Source organism: Lacticaseibacillus sp. 866-1 (genome assembly GCF_016861825.1).
Classification (GTDB): domain Bacteria; phylum Bacillota; class Bacilli; order Lactobacillales; family Lactobacillaceae; genus Lacticaseibacillus.
The window spans coordinates 1-18,167 of record NZ_BOLU01000035.1 but is presented as its reverse complement, the minus strand read 5'-3'; the positions used below and the strand labels follow the sequence as shown (position 1 = coordinate 18,167).

21 protein-coding genes and 1 riboswitch are annotated in these 18,167 nt (G+C 56.8%); of the genes, 3 read left to right on the top strand and 18 right to left on the bottom strand.

Features of this window, described 5'->3' with window-relative positions:
• Positions 1 to 166 precede the first annotated feature (166 nt).
• The 8 genes from JUE30_RS10135 to JUE30_RS10100 all read right to left on the bottom strand — a co-directional run bounded on the left by JUE30_RS10135 (position 167) and on the right by JUE30_RS10100 (position 8,892).
• Entirely contained in the window at positions 167 to 1,438 is a 1,272-nt protein-coding gene (locus tag JUE30_RS10135; RefSeq protein WP_203624738.1) for a lipopolysaccharide assembly protein LapB, read from the bottom strand.
• A gap of 78 nt (positions 1,439 to 1,516) precedes the next feature.
• Positions 1,517 to 1,792 carry an HU family DNA-binding protein gene (locus JUE30_RS10130; protein WP_125584527.1) on the bottom strand — a complete coding sequence of 92 codons (276 nt, stop codon included), beginning with the start codon at positions 1,790 to 1,792 and terminating at the stop codon, positions 1,517 to 1,519.
• A 226-nt stretch (positions 1,793 to 2,018) separates the two neighbouring features.
• Positions 2,019 to 3,329, bottom strand: a complete 1,311-nt coding sequence (der, locus tag JUE30_RS10125) for a ribosome biogenesis GTPase Der (RefSeq protein WP_125754887.1) — start codon at positions 3,327 to 3,329, stop codon at positions 2,019 to 2,021.
• Positions 3,330 to 3,690: 361 nt separating this feature from the next.
• Positions 3,691 to 5,013, bottom strand: coding sequence for a 30S ribosomal protein S1 (gene rpsA, locus JUE30_RS10120; protein WP_125754886.1), 1,323 nt, complete (start codon positions 5,011 to 5,013; stop codon positions 3,691 to 3,693).
• Between the two features lie 71 nt (positions 5,014 to 5,084).
• Positions 5,085 to 5,759: a (d)CMP kinase gene (cmk, locus tag JUE30_RS10115; protein ID WP_125754885.1), complete on the bottom strand. Its 675-nt coding sequence runs from the start codon at positions 5,757 to 5,759 to the stop codon at positions 5,085 to 5,087.
• Between the two features lie 102 nt (positions 5,760 to 5,861).
• Positions 5,862 to 6,449 (bottom strand): LysM domain-containing protein, encoded by a 588-nt coding sequence (locus tag JUE30_RS10110; RefSeq protein WP_203624737.1) that lies wholly within the window; start codon positions 6,447 to 6,449, stop codon positions 5,862 to 5,864.
• A 57-nt stretch (positions 6,450 to 6,506) separates the two neighbouring features.
• Entirely contained in the window at positions 6,507 to 7,922 is a 1,416-nt protein-coding gene (locus tag JUE30_RS10105; RefSeq protein ID WP_203624736.1) for an ATP-dependent DNA helicase RecQ, read from the bottom strand.
• Positions 7,915 to 8,892, bottom strand: a complete 978-nt coding sequence (locus tag JUE30_RS10100) for a hypothetical protein (protein WP_203624735.1) — start codon at positions 8,890 to 8,892, stop codon at positions 7,915 to 7,917. Before JUE30_RS10100 ends, JUE30_RS10105 begins: the two co-directional genes overlap by 8 nt.
• 22 nt (positions 8,893 to 8,914) lie before the next feature.
• Here JUE30_RS10100 and JUE30_RS10095 point away from each other — a divergent pair, with 22 nt between their 5' ends.
• The gene (locus tag JUE30_RS10095; protein WP_203624734.1) at positions 8,915 to 9,157 is read left to right on the top strand and encodes a ferredoxin; all 243 of its coding nucleotides are present in this window, start codon (positions 8,915 to 8,917) and stop codon (positions 9,155 to 9,157) included.
• 136 nt (positions 9,158 to 9,293) lie between these two features.
• Positions 9,294 to 10,301, top strand: a complete 1,008-nt coding sequence (locus tag JUE30_RS10090) for an amidohydrolase family protein (protein WP_239061406.1) — start codon at positions 9,294 to 9,296, stop codon at positions 10,299 to 10,301.
• A 50-nt stretch (positions 10,302 to 10,351) separates the two neighbouring features.
• On the opposite strand, the gene JUE30_RS10085 is transcribed toward JUE30_RS10090, so the two are convergent.
• The 10 genes from JUE30_RS10085 to JUE30_RS10040 form a co-directional block, all read right to left on the bottom strand.
• Positions 10,352 to 10,942 carry an ECF transporter S component gene (locus JUE30_RS10085; RefSeq protein ID WP_203624733.1) on the bottom strand — a complete coding sequence of 197 codons (591 nt, stop codon included), beginning with the start codon at positions 10,940 to 10,942 and terminating at the stop codon, positions 10,352 to 10,354.
• Between the two features lie 111 nt (positions 10,943 to 11,053).
• A riboswitch (FMN riboswitch) is annotated at positions 11,054 to 11,177 on the bottom strand.
• Positions 11,178 to 11,229: 52 nt separating this feature from the next.
• Positions 11,230 to 11,973, bottom strand: a complete 744-nt coding sequence (locus JUE30_RS10080; RefSeq protein ID WP_203624732.1) for a pseudouridine synthase — start codon at positions 11,971 to 11,973, stop codon at positions 11,230 to 11,232.
• Positions 11,963 to 12,622, bottom strand: a complete 660-nt coding sequence (scpB, locus tag JUE30_RS10075; RefSeq protein WP_203624731.1) for an SMC-Scp complex subunit ScpB — start codon at positions 12,620 to 12,622, stop codon at positions 11,963 to 11,965. The genes JUE30_RS10080 and scpB overlap by 11 nt, the downstream gene beginning before the upstream one ends.
• Positions 12,622 to 13,350: a ScpA family protein gene (locus JUE30_RS10070; protein WP_203624730.1), complete on the bottom strand. Its 729-nt coding sequence runs from the start codon at positions 13,348 to 13,350 to the stop codon at positions 12,622 to 12,624. The genes scpB and JUE30_RS10070 overlap by 1 nt, the downstream gene beginning before the upstream one ends.
• Complete coding sequence (locus JUE30_RS10065) at positions 13,325 to 13,717, bottom strand: N-acetyltransferase (protein WP_203624729.1); 393 nt, start codon at positions 13,715 to 13,717, stop codon at positions 13,325 to 13,327. Before JUE30_RS10065 ends, JUE30_RS10070 begins: the two co-directional genes overlap by 26 nt.
• An 87-nt stretch (positions 13,718 to 13,804) precedes the next feature.
• A complete protein-coding gene (gene xerD, locus JUE30_RS10060) occupies positions 13,805 to 14,710 on the bottom strand; it encodes a site-specific tyrosine recombinase XerD (RefSeq protein WP_239061405.1) in 906 nt (301 codons plus the stop codon).
• Positions 14,694 to 15,557: a S1-like domain-containing RNA-binding protein gene (locus tag JUE30_RS10055; protein WP_203624739.1), complete on the bottom strand. Its 864-nt coding sequence runs from the start codon at positions 15,555 to 15,557 to the stop codon at positions 14,694 to 14,696. Before JUE30_RS10055 ends, xerD begins: the two co-directional genes overlap by 17 nt.
• 11 nt (positions 15,558 to 15,568) lie before the next feature.
• Complete coding sequence (locus tag JUE30_RS10050) at positions 15,569 to 16,030, bottom strand: DUF441 domain-containing protein (protein WP_203624728.1); 462 nt, start codon at positions 16,028 to 16,030, stop codon at positions 15,569 to 15,571.
• 156 nt (positions 16,031 to 16,186) lie between these two features.
• Entirely contained in the window at positions 16,187 to 16,630 is a 444-nt protein-coding gene (locus tag JUE30_RS10045; protein WP_203624727.1) for a hypothetical protein, read from the bottom strand.
• Positions 16,631 to 16,654: 24 nt separating this feature from the next.
• Positions 16,655 to 16,849: a helix-turn-helix transcriptional regulator gene (locus tag JUE30_RS10040; RefSeq protein ID WP_125754871.1), complete on the bottom strand. Its 195-nt coding sequence runs from the start codon at positions 16,847 to 16,849 to the stop codon at positions 16,655 to 16,657.
• 451 nt (positions 16,850 to 17,300) lie between these two features.
• Between JUE30_RS10040 and JUE30_RS10035 the strand changes: the two genes are divergently transcribed.
• Positions 17,301 to 17,600 (top strand): hypothetical protein, encoded by a 300-nt coding sequence (locus JUE30_RS10035; protein ID WP_125754870.1) that lies wholly within the window; start codon positions 17,301 to 17,303, stop codon positions 17,598 to 17,600.
• Positions 17,601 to 18,167: the final 567 nt, after the last annotated feature.

Here is an 18,167-nt window from a genome sequence, read left to right as displayed (position 1 = left end):
ATTTCTAATTTCTTTGGTCGGAGAGCAGACAAGGGACAGTGTAATGTCCTCTTTGTGTGCTCAGACATAAAAATGGTATATAAAAAGGAGTTTCGAGGCAAGATGCCTTTCAACTCCAAATATCGTAGCGCCACAAAAGCCTTCCGCTGCAAGCGGAAGGCTTATTTTAGTCCTGCGTTTCGTCGGTCAGCTCATCGAGCCGATCCTGCATCTCGACGTCATCCGGCACCAACTTCAGGTACCGGGTCAAAGCCGCTTTCAACTCGGCTGTGGCGCCGGTGGACTGGAAGAAGTCGATGATGTCGTGCAGAAAATCCGCGGATCCTTGCAGCGCGTTAAATGCCAGCAGGTAATTCTCCCGGGCCTTAGCGACGTCATCCAACCGGTCGTAGCTTTTCGCCAGATTCCAGTAAATTTGCGGATCGACCTCGTCGGACTTGTCCAGTGCCTCCAAAAAGGCCACGTTGTCTTCGTCTTTGTGCTGGGCCAGCAGCAGGTTGCTCCAGGACAGTGCAACGGCCTGGTTTTCCGGATCAATGGCACGCGCCTTTTTCAGGTAGCTTTCGGCCAGCTCCAGGTTCTCTTCCTTGATCGCCAGGCTGGCCCCCAAGGCGAAAAGCTCGGGGTTGGTGGCGTCCTGCTCGATGCCTTTTTGAACGGTGGTCAGGGCCGCCGCCTCGTCGCCGTTTTTCTGCTGGGCCATGGCCAGCGGCAGGTAGGCGTTAGCAAAGGACGGGTCGCCTTCGATCAGGCCCGTCAGCGTTTCGATCGCGTCTTTGGGTTGATCCAGCTGGCTGTACAAGCTGCCCAGCTGAAGCAGGCTGTCAGGATTCAGTTTCGCGACCCCCACATCTTCGTACACGGCCACTGCGTCCTCATACTGCCCCAGATGGCCCAGCGTGGCCGCGTAACGGGCTTTGATGTCGACATGGGCCAGTGAGTCCACACCGGCGTTGATCAGCTGAGAATACGCGAGCGCGGCCTGATCATCTCGGCCCCAGGCGAAGTACAACTCCCCTAAGGCAAACGTGACCACCGGCTCGTCCGGCACCAGCCGCTGGGCCTCCAGCAGCTTCTGCTCGGCGACTTCATACAGGCCCTGGGTCTGGTAGACGTCCGCTTCGGCCAGCAGCGCCTGCGGGTACGCGTCGGAGTCTGGCGTGACCTTGGCCAGCAGGTTGAGCGCCTCATCAGTGTCGCCATCACCCACGGCAATGTCGGCCAGCGCCGTTTTGATCTCATCTTCATCCGGGTACTTGCCCATCAGCTCTTGGTAAAGCCGCTTGGCCTGCCCGGTGAAGCCTAGCGCGTATAATTCGCCGGCCAGGTTGAACTTGGTTTCGTCGTCGTCGTGCTTTAAGACGGACTGAAACAAGTTGCGCGACTCTTCCATCTTACCCTGCTCGAGGGCTTGGAGCATCTGCTCAGAATAGCTCATAACTACCTCCTGAAAAAACGGGCTCGAACAACTAGTGTTCGAACCCGTTTCGATAAACCTATCATTGCTCCAAGGAGACTACTTAACAGCGTCCTTGAGTGCCTTACCAGGCTTGAATGCAGGTACTTTTGATGCAGGGATCTTGATCTCTGCGCCAGTTTGCGGGTTGCGGCCCTTACGAGCAGCGCGTTCGCGTACTTCGAAGTTACCAAAGCCGATCAGTTGAACCTTCTCGCCTTTAGCCAAGGAAGCCTGGATGGAGCTAAATACTGCATCTACAGCTGCCGTTGCATCCTTCTTTGTCAAGCCGGTTGAAGTTGCAACATTTTCGATCAATTCTGCTTTATTTGCCATGATCTATTCACCTCCGTATAGATTTGGGTCAATCACCCAAATACCCAATCTTGGTTTCCAAGAATGAGGAAAAAATGATAAACCGGTATCACCATTTCAATTTTCAAGATAACACACAAACCCCGGCGTAGCAAGGTTTTTTCCCATTATCATCAAAAAAGTAGAAGGGATATGAAAACATATCGCTGAAAAGGAACCAGATACTCTCGGGCTTGGGTAAACCCCGTTATTTCCGCTTTCTGGCGATTAAATGAATCGGCGTGCCCTCAAAATCGAACGTCTTGCGCAACTGGTTAATGAGAAAGCGCTCATAAGAGAAGTGCAGCAGGTCCGGATCGTTGACGAAAACCACGAATGTCGGGGGTTTGACGGCCACCTGCGTCATGTAGTAAATGCGCAGGCGCTTGCCGTTGATTGTCGGCGTCGGCGTGACCGCCAGCGCATCGAGCAAAACGTCGTTGAGTACAGCACTCTGAATGCGGCGATTCTGATTTTCTGAAACCGTCTGGATCATTGCCGGCAGGTTTGTCAGGCGCTGATGCGTCTTTGCTGATACAAAAACGATCGGTGCGTAGTCCAGGTACTGGAATTCGTCTCGCACGTGCTGTTCAAATTCCTGAATCGTGTGGTTATCTTTCTCTTTTAGCGTGTCCCACTTGTTGACCACGATGATGATCCCGCGGCCGGCTTCGTGTGCGTACCCGGCAACCTTTTTATCCTGCTCGCGAATCCCGGTTTCCGCATCCAGCACCACCAACACCACATCGGAGCGGTCGATTGCCCGCAACGCGCGCATGACGGCGTATTTTTCCGTGCTTTCATACACCTTGCCGCGTTTGCGGATCCCGGCGGTGTCGATCATGGTGAACTCCTGGCCGCCGTGCTCGAACTTGGTGTCGATCGCATCACGTGTCGTGCCCTCGATGGGGCTGACAATGACCCGTTCTTCGCCCAGGATGGCATTGACCAGCGAAGACTTGCCGACATTCGGCCGGCCAATGAAGGAAAACTTGATCGAGTCGTCCTCAGTGTCCTGGCCTTCGTCAGGAAACGCGGCAAACACCGCGTCCAGCACGTCGCCCAGGCCAATGCCATGGCTCCCAGACAGCGGGTACGGCTCGCCAAAGCCCAGACTATAAAAGTCGTAAATGTCGTTGCGCCGCTCCGGGTTATCGACCTTGTTAACGGCGAGCACCACCGGCTTGTCTGCCTTGTAGAGGATCTGCGCCACGCGCTCGTCGGCGTCGGTGACGCCGGCTTCGACACTGGTCAGAAACAGGATCACGTCGGCCTCATCGATGGCGATTTCCGCCTGGTCCGAGATCTGCTGCAAAAACGGCTCGTCGCCGATGTCAATCCCGCCGGTGTCGATCAGGGCAAATTGCCTGCCCAGCCATTCGGCCTTGGCGTAGATCCGGTCCCGGGTCACACCTGGGGTGTCTTCGACGATTGAGACACGCTCGCCGATCATGCGGTTAAAAATCGTCGATTTGCCGACATTGGGCCGGCCGACGATTGCTAATGTGGGGAGTACCATAGAATTATCTTCCCTTTCTATAAAACCGGACCCCTTCAGGTAATGGGGCCCTCGCGTTTGGAGGTGCGACCAAGTGCGCACCTCATCTAATCGGGCTACGGCTTGGCAGCTAACGCACGTCACCCTGTAGCTCGCTTTGCTCGTACAGGCTGATCAACGCCTGAGCGCTTAGCTACGCCCAAGGACTCGCCGCCAAAATACGGCGGCAATGCCTTGGGCTATGATCAGACTGTAGCCGTTCATGGCGTACAGTCTGACATGCGTAGCGGCTAATCGTCAGGCTAAGTACGCCAAGCCTGCGCACCTTCGCACCTTACATATAAAAACCGAGGCATCTCTGCCTCGGCCAAAAAGCAATTGCTTACTTGTTGTCTTTGTCGTCCTTCTCATCGTTCGGCGTGCTCAGGTTCTTCAGCGCGTCGCCGAGCAAATCGCCCATTGAGAAGCCTGAATCGTCCTGCTGATATTCAGCCGGAATCTGAGTGTGTTCGCTGCGGCCGCCACGACGGCCACCGCGATCGCCGCCACGACTGTTGCCACCGCGGTTATTGTTGCCGCCGTTGCTGCGTGGGCGATCGTCGCTGCTGCCTTCAGGCGCTTCGGTCAGCGCTTTGATGGACAGCGCCAGACGGTGCTGATCTGGGTCAACAGACAAAACCTTGACCTGAATCTCTTGCCCTTCGCTCAGAACATCCTGAGGCGTTGCAATGTGCTCGTGAGAAATCTGGGAAATGTGAACCAGACCCTCAACGCCAGGGAAGACTTCAACAAATGCGCCGAAGCTGGTCAGGCGCTTAACAGTCCCGGTCAGAACAGAGCCGGCCGGTGCCTTTTCTTCGATGTCATCCCAAGGCTGCGGCAACGTCGCCTTGATGGACAGGCTGATGCGGTTGCGATCAGGATCAACGGCCAAAACCTTGACCTTGATGTCCTGACCAACCTTCAGCACGTCGCTTGGCTTGTCAACGTGATCGAAACTGATTTCGGACACGTGGACCAGACCATCGACGCCGCCAAGGTCAACGAACGCACCAAAGTTGGTGAGCCGGGCAACCTTGCCTTCAACCGTGTCGCCAGGCTGGATCTTCGCAAAGATCTCCTTGCGAGCTTCAGCCTTGCCGGCTTCAACAATCGCACGGTGAGACAAGATCAAGCGGTTTTCGCTTGGCTCGATCTCGATGATCTTGAATTCCAGTTCCTGACCCTTGTACTGAGACAGGTCTTCAACGAAGTGGTCGGAAACCATGCTTGCTGGGACGAACCCACGCACGCCGGCGTTAACGACCAAGCCGCCTTTAACGACGGATGTGACTGGTGCGGTGATGGTCTCACCGGCATCGGCCTTGGCCTGGATGTCTTTCCAAACCTTTTGGGCTTCGAGGCGACGCTTGGAAAGCAGGTACTGACCGTTTTCCTTGTCCTTGCCGATCGTGGAGATCACGACCAGGTCGAGCTTGTCGCCGACTTTAGCAACCGAGTTGATGTCATCGATTGGCTGAGTGGATAACTCTTTAAGAGGAACGACACCCTCAACGCCGGTGCCCTCGATCCCTACAACCAGTTGCTTGTCTTCGACTGCTAATACTTCACCTTTTACGGTGTCGCCGATGTGAACAGTTTCAACGCTCTTCAGCGCGTCCGCCATTGTTTCGGTGTTTTCGCTTGACTCATTCTTTTCACTCATGCCAGAAAATTCCTCCTATACGACTGTCATACTTAATCTATTGTACCCGATACGGGGCAAAATACCAACATTTAGTTTTGCGTTTTTAACCGCTTTTTGTTGACAATGTCAATGATGGTTTGCACCTCGTCATCGATTGTCATGTGGCTGGAATCGATTTCGACGGCATCGGCCGCTTTGCGCAGCGGCGAAACCGCGCGCGTCGAGTCCTTGCGGTCGCGCTCGGCAATCTCTTCTTCCAGCTTGGCAACCGGCGTCATGATGCCCTTTTCCACGTTTTCCTTGTACCGGCGCTGGGCGCGCGTCGCGACCGAGGCGACCATGTAAATTTTCACCTCGGCGTCAGGCAACACGGTCGTGCCGATGTCGCGCCCGTCCATCACAATATCGTGATTGGCTGCAATTTCGCGCTGGCGGCGGACCATTTCCTCGCGCACCTTGGGCAGTGCCGATACCTGGCTGACGTTGTTGGTGGTTTCCTCCTGGCGAATGGCCAAGGTCACGTCCTGGCCAGCCATGAAGACCAGCTGGCCGTCTGGACTGGGCTTGAAAGTGATGTCCAGCCCGCGCAGTGCGGCCATGATCGCGGCCTCATCCCCGTAGTCGATGCCCTTTTGCTTGGCCATGACGGTAGCCGTGCGATACATCGCCCCGGTGTCACAGTAGATGAACCCCAACTTGGTGGCGACTAACTTGGCAATGGTGCTTTTGCCCGACCCCGCCGGGCCGTCAATGGCAATCTGCATACTGAAAACTCCTCCTCGCTGGCTTGGGGCAGCCCCCGCGCCGCTTACTGCAGTCATTATACCCAAAAAAGAGCCGAGGGTTCGCCTCGACTCACTGAATTCTTATTTGATTCGCACTGATTTGCCAGGGGTCAAGGTGCCTTGACCGTTCCACTGGTAGAATTGGCTGAGCGAAATGCCGTGGTTAACCGCGATACGATAAGCGTTATCCCCTTGCTTGACGGTGTAGTAACCCGCCGCCGTGCTAGAGCTGGATGACGCGCTGCTCGAGGAGGCAACGCTGGATGAGCTGCTTGCCGGCGTGCTGCTGGAAGCCGTGCTGCTTGAGCTGGCCGGCTGTGTACTGCTCGATGACTGGCTGCTCGATTTGCTGCTGGAGGCGCGGTGCTTTTTCTTCTTGCTGCTGGTGCTTGAGCTCGACTTCTTACTGCCGCTGGAAACAGCAATTTTATCATTGCTATTATTATTACTGGAGTTGCTGGAAATCGCGTTATAAGCCACCGGCACGATAATGAACAAGGCGATCAGGCCCCATAAGACGTACTGAAGCACCCTGGTACCGCGAGATTTTTTGCGCGTCGCGACTCGGGAAAGGTTGCCCTCGTCATCGCGATCGTCTTCGAACTGCTTATTCCACGGTTGGCTCTTGTCCGCGTCATCAGGCTGTTTGTGATCGGTTTTCTTATTCATTGAAACGGTCCTCCTTGCATACTAGAGCTATTGTATCATATTTAATCACGTCGATTTTTAATTCTGTTTAAAGATACGCGCGAAAATTTGTTGCCAATCCTGGGATTGGCGGGGTTTGACCGCGGCCCCCGGGGCCAGCTGAGCGACCACCACGGCCGTCAGTGCGCCGCAGCAAAAGTCGGTGTGGGCAGCGCCGGTGGAGTCAAAATGCCGCAGCAGCGTGGTCCGCTTGCACTCGCTGGTGGTCGCAAGGGCCGCGATGGCCTCAAAGCTCTTCTGCTTCTCCCCACGCCGCGAAGCCAGCTGGGCTTCCACCTGCGCTTGCGTGAAGCCGGCCTGAATGTAGGCCTCGATCAGGGCCACTTGCGGATCGTCGAAGTCGGTGTAGGCACTGGGGTGTTTGAAAATGGTCTCGATCAGCTGCTGGTCCGGCAGGCTGGCGGCAAACTGGCCAGCACGGTTCAGGTCGTTCGGCTCAAGCAGCACCAGCGTCGCCGACTTTTGCCCGTCGCGGCCGGCGCGGCCGATGCCCTGCGAATAGGCTTCAAGCGATTCCGGCAGGTGCAGGTAAAGCACTAAGCGCACATCGGGCTTATCGATGCCCATGCCAAACGCGCTGGTCGCACAGATCACTGCCAGCTGGTTGGCCATGAACTGCCGCTGGATCCGGTCGCGCTCCAGGGTGGCCAGCCCGGCGTGGTAAAACGCCGCGGCAATGCCTTGCGCCTGCAGCAGCTGAGCATAACGCTCCGCCTCTTTCTTGCGGTCAAAATACAAGATCTTCGGTCCTTGCACCTGCTGGACCACTGCCAGCGCCCGGGCCTGTTTTTGCTTGGGGCCTTCGACCGTTTCAAAGCCCATGAACAAGTTTGGCCGGTCGACCGAGGTGATCAGGCGCTTCGGCTGCGTCAAGTTCAGTCCCTGGATGATGTCTTGCTGCACCTTCAGCGGCGCGGTGGCCGTCAAAGCCAGCGTCGCGCCTGGCTGCAAGGCCCGGCGAAACTGGCCGAGCTGCAAGTAGGCCGGACGAAAATCCGGCCCCCACTGCGAGATGCAGTGGGCCTCGTCCACGACAAACAGGCTGACGGCAAGCCGTCGCAGCTGCGCCAGCACATCGGGGCGCCCCAGCGTCTCGGGCGCCAGGAACACAAATTTTTCGCTGGCCAAATGGTTCAGCACTTGGTTAAAGTCGGCCGGCAGCAGCCGACTGGACAGCGACACCACCCGCTTTTCGCCACTGGCCTGAAGGCGGGCCACCTGGTCCTCCATCAAGGCCAACAGCGGCTCGACCACCACGACCAGCCCGTCGAGCAGACGGCCCGGCAGCTGATAGCACAAGGTCTTCCCGCTGCCGGTGGGCAGCACGCCAAGCACGTCTTCGCCGTTTAAGACCGCCCGAATAATCTCCGCCTGGCCAGGCCGAAAGTCGTTGAAGCCAAACTGAGTGTTTAAGTAGGACTTTAAGTCAGCCACGCGGCCACCTCCCCTGCAGATTCAAGATTTGAAACAGCCGCACATGGAAAAACTCGGCGTCAGGCAGCGCGGCCAGCAACTTCTGATAGTCCTGCTCGTGCGGATCCGCCGCCGCAAACGCGTGAAGCAAGGCGGGCGGATAGAGCGCCTGGATGGGCGGCTGCCAGCCAAAAATCGCGGCCGCCAGCAGGTGCTCGTTGACGGTGCTGGGCTTTAGGTGCAGGGAAAGGCCCACCTGCTCGCGGGTCTGCCCGGCATCAATCAGCTGGCAGGCGCGATAGTTGCTCGGCGACAGCAGGGCCACCCGGCCGCCCCACAGGCTTTGCAGCGCTGGCCAGTCAGTGTGACCAGCGATCAGCGCCACCAGCTGAGCCAAATCGTCGAGGTGCCTGAATTCGCCGGCCAGATTTTCGGCCTGCGCTCCGCCGACAAAATCATGGCCGATCAGATGCTTGGCCAGCCGATTGGCCGAAGCGGCCGGCAGCAGGGCAAAGGCCGCCGTGAGTTCGCCGGCAAAATCGGCGTGCCGCGCCTGGCCGTACCAGCGCCGCACGTACTGCTGGACCGCCCAGTCCCGCACTGCGGGCTGGTAATGGTTGTTGTGGTACGCGGCCTCGGAAACCGCCTGCACGCCCAGCAGCAGGCGCAGCTCAAACTCGCGCACGCCCATCCAAGGCTGAAAATGCGTGGGCAACGCCACCCGCTTGGCCGCCTCCGCCTTGGCCTGCGGCTCCGCCAGCACGAGGCCAGTAGCCGTGTTGGACAAGGCGCCGCTTGCCGTCAGCTGCTTGATCGCCGCTTGAAAATCCTTGCGCGCCAGCGTAGGGTAAAGCTGAAGCCATTGCAGCTGGCCATGCTGGAGCGCGGCAAATAAGACCGACAGCGTCTTTTTGCCGTTCAGCAGCATGTACACCGCGGTTTCGCGCCGCGGCTGGTCATCAAATAATTGCACCACAAAATCTGTTAACATCTTTTCCCTCGGAAGTGAGTCTATGAAACCAGTATACGCGCATGTCGACCGGGCTGCCTGCATTGCTTGCGGGCTCTGCCAAATGCTGGCGCCGCAGCTGTTTGATTACGACAGCGAAGGCATCGCCAGCTACCACCCGGATGGCAACACCGGCACCAAGCCGGTCGACCCGGCCGATTTGATCGATTTGAAAATTGCCTTCCGCCGCTGCCCGACTGGTGCGATACAGCACAGCGAGCAGCCGTTCAACGATAAACAGAAATAGATTTCGCAGTCGGCCAAGTGCCGGCTGTTTTTGTTCTTCAGCAATGACACCTTTTGCCGCTTTTGTTTCATAAAGCTGTTCCGCTAATTGATTCTCGCCTCGTATACTAACGATGAACAAGTAAAGGAGTCGATAAATGATGAAAGTCATCACTGTTGAGGAACATTTTGAATCCGCCAAGGTCACCCAGGCCATGGCCGCCGCTGCCGGTCAGCAAAGCCAGCCAACCGTCAGTCCAGAAATGGCGCATTACATGCAAACGACCCTGCCGACACCGGCCATCATGCAGGACGTGGCCAAGGACCGGCTGGAATTCATGGACCGCTATGACATCGATATGCAGGTCCTCTCGTATGGCAATGCCCAGCCGCAAAACCTCGACCCCAAGGACGCGGTGCCGCTGAGCCAGCTGGCCAATGACGAGCTGGCCAAAGCCATTCAAGTCGCCCCGACGCGTTACGCCGGCTTGGCCGTATTGCCAGTTGGCGATCCGGAAGCAGCCGCCCAGGAACTGCACCGGGCAGTTGAACAGCTCGGCCTTAAAGGCGTCCTGCTCAAAGGCAATTACGCCGGCAAATTCTTTGATGACCCGTTCTTCTTCCCGATTTTTCAGGCGGCCGCCGACCTCAACGTGCCGGTGTACTTCCACCCGTCGTTTGTACCGCCGGTCATCACCCAGCACTACTTTGAAAGCGACCACTGGTCCGAAGTCGTGTCCGGGATCTTCGGCAGTGCCGGTTACGGCTGGCACATGGACGTCGGCATTCAGGTGATGCGCATGATCCTGTCAGGGATTTTTGACAAGCTGCCCAACCTCAAGCTGGTATCCGGTCACTGGGGCGAACTGGTCCCGATGTTCCTGGAACGCCTGGATGACGAGCTGGACCAGTATGCCGGGCTCAAGCGGCACTTCTCCGCTTACTACCGGGACAATGTTTATGTGACGCCAAGCGGCATCCTGAGTCAGCCGCAACTGAACTTCCTGCTGGAAGAAGTGGGCGCTGAGCACATCCTGTACTCGATTGACTACCCATACAAGCAGCCGGAAAGCGCCGCGACCTTCCTGACTGACGCCAAGCTTTCCGTCAGCCAGCGCGAGGCCATTGCGCATCGCAACGCCGAGCGTGTCTTCAACCTGAATTAGCGCATCAAAAAAGTCATCGTCTGCCGGCGATGACTTTTCGTTTACCTCAATTACTGTAAGTGGGTGGCCTGCTGCTGGGCGCGCTGCTTTTCCAACCACGGCATCAAAGCCTTGGCGATGGCGAAGAACACGACCGACACCACCGCGCCTTTAATCAGGTTGAACGGCACGACGCCAATCAGCACGTAGCGGGTCACGGACATCCCCAGCGGGAAGCTCATCACCGCCAGGTACATCGGCATGATGATCACCCAGTTGAGCAGGCTCATGATCACGGTCAAACTCAGCGTGCCAAGCGCCAGGCCAGAGACCTCGCGACCCAGGCCGCTCTTGGGTTTCATGGTCATCACCACCGGCAGCATGAAGCCGACCGAGGCGATGAACGCCGCCAAGTCACCGATCAAATTGACAATGCCGCCGCCGGTGAGCACAAAGTGGAGCAGCGAGCGGACAAACGCGACCATGATGCCGCCGGTTGGGCCGTACAGCAGGCCGCCAAGCAGCACCAGCAAGTCGGACAGGTCCAACTTGAGAAACGGAAACATCGGGAGAATCGGAAACGCCAGGTACATCATTAAGACAAACCCGACCGCCGACAGCAATGCGATCCCGACTAAACGGTGAACTCTAGAACCAGACATGAAATATCCCTCCATGTGGTTGCTTCAGAGAGGCCTGCGCCAAGGCGCGAAAAAAGACCCATTTACCCAGGGGGTAAACAGGCCTTAGCTTGAATGTCGATTCAAAATAAGCCCCATCTTCGTTTATCTAGACTATACTATCGGTCTCGGATTTCCACCAAGTCGGCCGTGCACATGCACGGTTCACGGACTATCACCGCCGGTCGGGAATTTCACCCTGCCCCTGAAGACGAACCAGTATTTAATTTTTAGTACTTACAAATTATAACCACACATGTAAGCGCTTGTCAACCTTTTTGCGCCAGCGCTTCAAGGGCGTGGATCTCCTCGCGCTTCAGGGGCCGGTACTCGCCGGGCTGCAGGCCTTCCAGCGTCAGCGGGCCGTACTGCTCGCGCGCCAGTTTCATGACCGGATAGCCGATCGCCTTGAACATCTTTTTGACCTGGTGGTTGATGCCTTGATGGATGGTCAGCTGGATGATGGCGGTATTTTTCAGCTTGTCTGAGCTGATTTGCTTGAAGCGCGCCGGCGCCAACTTCTTGTGGTCCACTACGAGACCGTCTTTCAGCGGCATCAGCTTGTCACGAGTCGGAATGCCCTGCACTTTAACGACGTACTTCTTCTCCACTTTATAAGACGGGTGCATCAGCATGTTGGCAAAATCGCCGTCGTTGGTCATGATGAGCAGCCCGGACGCGTCCCAGTCGAGCCGGCCGACGGGGTAAATGCGCTCCTTGACGTCCTCAAAAAAGTCCGTGACAGTGCGGCGGCCCTTGTCATCGGTCACGGCCGAGATCACGTCGCGGGGCTTGTAGAACACGAAGTACTGCTTCTGCTCTTCCTGGTTCAGCGGCACCCCGTCAACTTCGATCGCGTCCTGGCTGGTGACTTTGACGCCCATTTGCGTGACGACCTCACCGTTAACGGTGACGTGGCCGCCGGCGATCAGCTCCTCAGCGTGGCGGCGCGATGCCACCCCGGCGTTAGCGATAGCCTTTTGCAGGCGTTCTTCATTGGTTTTACTTGGCATGGTTGGATCCTTCCTCTGACTTCGCGTCAGTGGCCTCAGTTGGTGCAGCTTCTGAATCTGACGGCGCCGACTGGGCGTCATCTGCCGCACTGTCCGGCAAAGTGTTACGAAAATCGGTGAACAAGTCGACCTCAGTCGGGTCGGCCTTGGCCTCATCCAACGGCGGCAGGTCATCTAGGGTGTGCAGGCCGAAGTAGTCCAGGAAAAACGGCGTGGTGGCGTACAAAATCGGCCGCCCTGGCGCGTCCTTGCGCCCGGCCTCCTTGATCAGCTGCCGCGAGGCCAGGGTCGTCAAGGCGCCGGAGCTTTGCACCCCGCGCACGTCGTCGATTTCCAGGCGCGTGATGGGCTGCTGGTAGGCGATGATCGCCAGCACCTCCAGCGCGGCGTTAGACAACCCGGTATGCGGCGGGCCGGCGAAGTACTGCTTCAAGGCGCCTGCGTATTCCGGCTTGGTCAACAGATAATACCGGTCGTCGGCGCTTTGCAGCATCAGCCCGCGACTGGTATCGTCTGCCAGCCCCTGCCCAAACGTGGCCAGCTGCTGGCGCATAGCGGCCGGTGAAATGTTGAGCAGCTGGGCAAAATCGCTCAGCGCAACGCCCGCTTCCCCAGCGGTGTACAAAATGGCTTCGATCACAGGCTGCATCAGGCGGCCTCCTTCTTCATCACGGTGATGGGCGCAAACGGCCCGGACTGCTCGCAGATGATTTGATCCGCCTTCATCAGCGTCAAAATCGCCAAAAAGGTGGTGACCACGCCATCCACCGTATTGACCGCGACCAGCGCGTCAAAGCGGCAGCTGCCGACTTCCTCGATTTGTTTGAGCACCTCGGCAATGCGCTTTTCCACCGAAATCGGCTCCGCTTCGATGTGCGCAATCGTCGTTTTAGTTGCCAGCTGCCGCGCGACCACCGCCGCCATTGCGCGGCTGATGTCGTTCAGCTTGACCGAGCCCGGCCGCATCGGCACCTGAACGTCGGCGCCGGGCAGGGACTCAGGCTTGGCATAGGACTGAGAGCGCGCCGTTTCCCGCTCCCGCAGCTGTTCGGCCGCCTCTTGGTAGACCTGGTAGGTCAACAGCTGGGCGACCAGTCCCGCGCGGGGATCTTCGTACTCGGCGTCCTCGTCCTCAGGATCCGGTTCGGGCTGAGGCAGCAGCATTTTGCTTTTCATCGCCATGAGACTGGCGGCCATAACAAAATAATCACCAGCCACGTCCAGCCGGGCTGTCTGCATGTCATGCAGGTAAGCCAGGTATTGGCTAGTGATCTCTGCGATCGGAATATCGTAAATATCGACTTCATTGGTCCGAATCAGGTGCCAAAGCAGGTCAAGCGGCCCAGAAAAGTCATTCAGCACCAACGTCAGTGCCATCGTGATCCTCTTTTCTATGCTTCGAAAACGCGGCGATCAGGCTGGCGTTGTCCATCGTGCCCATCAGTTTCTTATCCGGGTACTCGGCACACAAATCGCGCAGCACCGCAAACCGCGTCTCGTCGGAGCGCACTGCCGGCGAAAGCGACAGATGCCGCAGCATCACGTAGTCTTCGCCCAGCTCCACGCCGACGACCCCTTCGAAGTCCTCCCCAGGAGCTTCGCGGTACAGGTACAGCACATGCGAATTGTCCGCCGTGTACAGCGTCAGTTCGGTTCTGAGATGATCAATGTCCTTCAGGTCGGGAATGAACGACAAAAAGCCCATCGCGATCTTGGCATAATCATTCTTATACTTGGTTAGCATGATTGCCTCCACAGATTAACTACACTCTAGGATACTTTACCATATCTTAAGAGGGCGAACAAATTCCCCGTCGAGGCGGGTTTGTACTCACCCGCGCGGATGGGTCTGATGGTACACGGTCATGATTTTCTTGTTGGACAGGTGCGTGTAGATCTGGGTCGTGGAGATGTCGGCATGGCCAAGAAGCTCCTGCACCACCCGCAGGTCCGCGCCGTTTTCCAGCAAGTTCGTGGCAAAACTGTGGCGCAGTGTGTGCGGCGTGACGTCCTTTTGGATACCGAGGTCGGCAATGTAGGCCTTGAGGTTCTTCCAGATGCCCTGCCTCGTCAGCTGATGGCCGTGAAAATTGACGAACACGACGCTGGGCTTGCCGCTTTTGATCAGGCGCGGCCGGCTGTCATGCAGGTACTGATTGACCCAGTCGACGGCCTGCGGCGACACCGGCACAATGCGCTGCTTGTCGCCCTTCCCGGTGACTTCCAGCAGGTTCAAACTCAGGTGCAGCTGGTCCAGCCGCAAGTTGACCACCTCGGAGACCCGCAGCCCGGTCGCGTACATCAGCTCAAAAATCGCCCGGTCGCGCAGCCCCAGTGGCTTGTTGACGTCGGGCGCGGCCATCAGCGCGTCGATCTCCGGCCCGTTCAGCGTCGCCGGCAGGTGCTTGGCGGGCTTGGGTGAGTCGACCAGCGCCATCGGATCGACCTTCACGCGCTCTTCGCGCAGGAGGTACCGGTAAAACTTGCGCATGGCCGAAATCATCCGACTCTGCGACGTCGCGGCCTTGACCTGCGCCTGCGTCGCCAGGAAGGCCTGAATCGAAGCGAGGTCTTCCGGAAAACTTGGCAACTTTTGCTGGTTGACCCAGGCGGTGAATTCGACCAGGTCCTGACGGTAGCTGGCCTGCGTCGTTTTGGCTAAACCGCGCTCGATGTCCAGGTAGTGCACAAAATCCCCGATCAGATCGGCGCGCGCTTGTTCACTTTTGGTCGGCACGACGGGTCACTCCATTTTCTTCAACAATCAGGCGCGCCTTCAGCAGGTGCCCCAAGGCGCGCTTGAAGGCGCCCTTGCTGATACCAAACGTCATCTTGATGGCGTCCGGATCACTTTTATCGGTGTACGGGATTGACTTGCTCGGGTCGTGGTCGATGAAGGCCAGGATCATCGCGGCATCGTCGCCAATCTCCTCGTAAGCGCGCGGGCGCAGCGACAGGTTCAAGGTCCCATCGTCGCGCACGCCGATCACGCGGCCGTGCACGACCTCGCCGAGCCGCGGCTCCTGCTCGCGCTCGCTGGGGTGAATGAAGCCCAGATAATAGTCATCGGTGATGACATGGGTCCCAGACAGGCGCAGCGCGTACACCGTGGCGGTGACGTCCTCGTTCATCATTGCGGGCTTGGCCTGGTTGGCCACGGCCTGGAACATGTTCATGTCCGCCAGCTTGGCCCAGAGCCGGTGCTCCTTGTCGATGTGCATCGACACCATCAGGCGATCGCCCTTGGCCGGCCACAGTTTGCGCAGCTCTGGCAGGTCGTCCAACGACAGGACCAGGTCCTTGTCAGGCAGACCGATATCGATGAACACCCCCAGATCCTTGCGCACGTCAACGACTGTGCCAAAGGCGTAACGGTCGTAACCCACCTCGGGCAGCTTGGTCGTAAAGCGGTCCGCACCGCTTTTATTTTCGTACGCGAAACCGTGCAGTTCGTCGCCCACGGCAGGCTGCGTTTCAAACTCGGCAGCATCAACGCTCATCGTCACGCCTTGGTACTGCACAAACACCTGGGTCTCATTAAGGTCTGAAACCGTCGCGTCAATAATTTGCCCGTTAAAATTCATCATTTTCTCCTTTAATGCGTTGGCATCAAGTTAAACACGCTGAGGATCACGTACGTCATCCCGCTGGCAATCACCGGCCCGGCCGCGATGCCCTTGAGGAACACCACGCCCAGGATTGTCCCAAACACCAGCGCGACCGTCATTTCGGGATTGCCGGCAAGCAGGCCGACCCCTTTTGACGACAGCACCGCGACCAGAATGCCCATCGCGATGGCGATCCAGCCCGCCGGCGTCTTCATCACGTTCACCAAATCTTGGACCGTGATCTCACCGGTCGCGATCGGCACCATGATGGCCGCCGAAATGATCGTGACGCCCCAGTTGATGCCTTGGGCCTGCATCAGCTTCAGCAGCGGATGCAGCACCGGCACCAGCTTGAGCAGCATCACGAACCCGACGCCGATCATCAGGGCCTTGTTTTTCGACAGGGCGGCGATGCCGAACACCGCGCCAAGGAATAACCAGCTTTCCATGTCTACCTCCGAGGGTACAGTCTAGCTAACACTTTACACGCTTCGGCCAATATTGTCACTAGTTTACATAACGATAACGAGAAAATAATGGCGACCCTTGACCGCGATCAAATTTGGTCAAAAAAGGCTGCTGAATCGCTTCAGCAGCCTCACGCGCTATTTAACCCTGCCGGATCGCTCGCGCCACCATTGAATTAACGCAGCGGCCCCGATCAAGATGAAACACCAGGGCACCAGCGCGGCGACAGCAGCGCGCGTCAGCTGTCCCCGGACGACCAGCGGCTCCCCGTAATGCAGCGTCATCTTCCACCAATAGTCTTGACCCGTGATCAAGAGCTCAATGATGCCGATGCCGCCCAGCAGCAGCAAAATGCGAGTGCTCTCACTAGGCTTCAAATACGCGCCGGTGAAGATGTCGTAGATGATCACTGCCACCATGGTCAGAAAAAAGACCAGCAGAGTCAAAGTGCCCTGATCAGCCACGACTGGATGCCCGACTAACGCGGAGGCCGCGCCATTTAGGCCAAGCAGTCCGAGCAGCAGCCAAAAGCCGCCGGTGAATCCACGCAACCGAAGCAGGTGTTGTCTCTCATCAAACATCAGCTTGACCTCCCGATTAATGCGTCAGTCTTCCCAGAACAAGTCGTCCAGCGTTTTGCCCAACGCCTTGCAGATCCGCAGGCAAAGCTGAATGGTGGGATTGTAGTCCCCTTTTTCAATGGCCCCAATGGTTTGCCGCGTCACGCCGATCCGTTGAGCCAGCTCGGCCTGCGTCAGATCACGGGCAGTGCGCGCGGCGCGCATGCGTTCATTTTTCATCCATTATCCCTCGTCATCAGTATACGACCTGATCAAGCAAATGCCAAATATATATTACATTAGCGGTTCGCAATCGCCACTGCGACGTCTATGAAATTAAAAAATAGGGGGAACTCTGCTGGAGGTAAAAAAGTTAATTATCAAGGGAACGTTACTCTAAGAGCAATTCACACTTATTGACATTCACCTACTTAGGCGTACATTTGTTGTGTAATCGGTTACATACCCCGCGCAAAACCACCAGATTATTCATCTGAAGGGGAACGTTCTTCTCGAAGGAGATAAGTTTCACTCTTCCAACGTTAATTCTCACAATGACGCTTGCAATGCCAGGCTTCATCGTTAAAGCAACAAAGCTGAACGACAACTCTGCGATACAGGATAATTTAGTAAGCGTGACTGACCCCACCGTGGTCAAGCCAAACACTAAGGAGGGAGAGAAGACCCTGAAATGGATCAGGGTCTTCGACATCAGATAATGAAAAGAAAGGCAATCATCAAGACAATCATTCAATTTGGTCTTACCCTGCTTCTGGGCATCAGTATCGGTGGTTTAGCCGTACATTTTTGGCCGCAGAACACTAACATTCCGAACGAAGGGATTGTAGTGGTTGGCCCCACGCGCGCTAAAACGTTGCGTTATTCTGGACCTGAAGGTAGCGCGACCTTTCCTAATCCAAGCCGCTCGCTTTGCGTAATCGTTCGCCGCCACAACGTCATCGCGGCGTATCGGTTAGTTGACAATCGTTAGCAATAAATATCTGTTGCTAAGTCCAAGTTATCTGCATGATTCCATGGCACAGCGACGGGGCTGGTTATAGAGATTGCTTCGCGGGTCTGCATTGTCAAAGTCGGGGTCGTTGTCAATTGGTGCTGATTAATATGTTCTCGGGAGGACCCTCGTTTTCGAGAGGGCCTTTTGCGATTTTGTGGCTGATAAATTATTCCTTGTCTTGTAAACACCTACCAATCAATCGTAAGCGCCTAAGTTGGTGTAGTGCCCAGTTCTCGGCGCATTACGCCTTGAAATATTGGTCCACACACTACCCCACTACAAAGAAAGCCAGAATCTCTGGCGTAATTGATTTCACAAAAAACTATCTGAGGGCGCCGCTCTGCTTTGCCCTCGTAATCATGATATGAAACAGCCGCCATCGCCGATATAATATCGGTGAAGGCGGCCTTGTTGTTCATCGTAGCTTTATTGGTGCCTTGTGTCCGTACAAAAAACCGATGGTCTTCAGTCCTGAGATTAATCAATTGTCGCTTCGAGCACGTATATAAAATTTCAACCCCTCAACGGCTGAGGACGCCGCCT

Bases quoted from the DNA above. Each gene is read 5' to 3' on its own strand.
- JUE30_RS10135 (WP_203624738.1), bottom strand. From the start codon at position 1,438: ATGAGCTATTCTGAGCAGATGCTCCAAGCCCTCGAGCAGGGTAAGATG.
- JUE30_RS10130 (WP_125584527.1), bottom strand. From the start codon at position 1,792: ATGGCAAATAAAGCAGAATTGATCGAAAATGTTGCAACTTCAACCGGC.
- der (WP_125754887.1), bottom strand. From the start codon at position 3,329: ATGGTACTCCCCACATTAGCAATCGTCGGCCGGCCCAATGTCGGCAAA.
- rpsA (WP_125754886.1), bottom strand. From the start codon at position 5,013: ATGAGTGAAAAGAATGAGTCAAGCGAAAACACCGAAACAATGGCGGAC.
- cmk (WP_125754885.1), bottom strand. From the start codon at position 5,759: ATGCAGATTGCCATTGACGGCCCGGCGGGGTCGGGCAAAAGCACCATT.
- JUE30_RS10110 (WP_203624737.1), bottom strand. From the start codon at position 6,449: ATGAATAAGAAAACCGATCACAAACAGCCTGATGACGCGGACAAGAGC.
- JUE30_RS10100 (WP_203624735.1), bottom strand. From the start codon at position 8,892: ATGTTAACAGATTTTGTGGTGCAATTATTTGATGACCAGCCGCGGCGC.
- JUE30_RS10095 (WP_203624734.1), top strand. From the start codon at position 8,915: ATGAAACCAGTATACGCGCATGTCGACCGGGCTGCCTGCATTGCTTGC.
- JUE30_RS10090 (WP_239061406.1), top strand. From the start codon at position 9,294: ATGATGAAAGTCATCACTGTTGAGGAACATTTTGAATCCGCCAAGGTC.
- JUE30_RS10085 (WP_203624733.1), bottom strand. From the start codon at position 10,942: ATGTCTGGTTCTAGAGTTCACCGTTTAGTCGGGATCGCATTGCTGTCG.
- JUE30_RS10080 (WP_203624732.1), bottom strand. From the start codon at position 11,973: ATGCCAAGTAAAACCAATGAAGAACGCCTGCAAAAGGCTATCGCTAAC.
- scpB (WP_203624731.1), bottom strand. From the start codon at position 12,622: ATGCAGCCTGTGATCGAAGCCATTTTGTACACCGCTGGGGAAGCGGGC.
- JUE30_RS10070 (WP_203624730.1), bottom strand. From the start codon at position 13,350: ATGGCACTGACGTTGGTGCTGAATGACTTTTCTGGGCCGCTTGACCTG.
- JUE30_RS10065 (WP_203624729.1), bottom strand. From the start codon at position 13,717: ATGCTAACCAAGTATAAGAATGATTATGCCAAGATCGCGATGGGCTTT.
- JUE30_RS10055 (WP_203624739.1), bottom strand. From the start codon at position 15,557: ATGAATTTTAACGGGCAAATTATTGACGCGACGGTTTCAGACCTTAAT.
- JUE30_RS10050 (WP_203624728.1), bottom strand. From the start codon at position 16,030: ATGGAAAGCTGGTTATTCCTTGGCGCGGTGTTCGGCATCGCCGCCCTG.
- JUE30_RS10045 (WP_203624727.1), bottom strand. From the start codon at position 16,630: ATGTTTGATGAGAGACAACACCTGCTTCGGTTGCGTGGATTCACCGGC.
- JUE30_RS10040 (WP_125754871.1), bottom strand. From the start codon at position 16,849: ATGAAAAATGAACGCATGCGCGCCGCGCGCACTGCCCGTGATCTGACG.
- JUE30_RS10035 (WP_125754870.1), top strand. From the start codon at position 17,301: ATGGATCAGGGTCTTCGACATCAGATAATGAAAAGAAAGGCAATCATC.